This is a genomic window from Vibrio jasicida CAIM 1864 = LMG 25398 (assembly GCF_000400365.1).
Lineage (GTDB): Bacteria > Pseudomonadota > Gammaproteobacteria > Enterobacterales > Vibrionaceae > Vibrio > Vibrio jasicida.
Window position 1 is genome coordinate 1 of sequence record NZ_BAOG01000189.1, and the last position, 214, is coordinate 214.

The following is a 214-nucleotide window of genomic DNA, read 5'->3' on the forward strand; positions in this document are numbered from 1 at the left end:
AATACGGACGCGGGATGGAGCAGCTTGGTAGCTCGTCGGGCTCATAACCCGAAGGTCGTCGGTTCAAATCCGGCTCCCGCAACCAAATCTAAAGCAGTTTGAAGGTCATTTTTAATGATATTCAGGCCGTTAAGAGATGCGACACTAGCTCAGTTGGTAGAGCGCAACCTTGCCAAGGTTGAGGTCACGAGTTCGAACCTCGTGTGTCGCTCCA

General features: G+C 51.9%; 2 tRNA genes. Both read left to right on the forward strand.

The window, feature by feature from the left end:
- Positions 1 to 8: 8 nt before the first annotated feature.
- Positions 9 to 85 (forward strand) — tRNA-Met (locus VJL_RS26520).
- Positions 86 to 138: 53 nt separating this feature from the next.
- Positions 139 to 214 (forward strand) — tRNA-Gly (locus tag VJL_RS26525).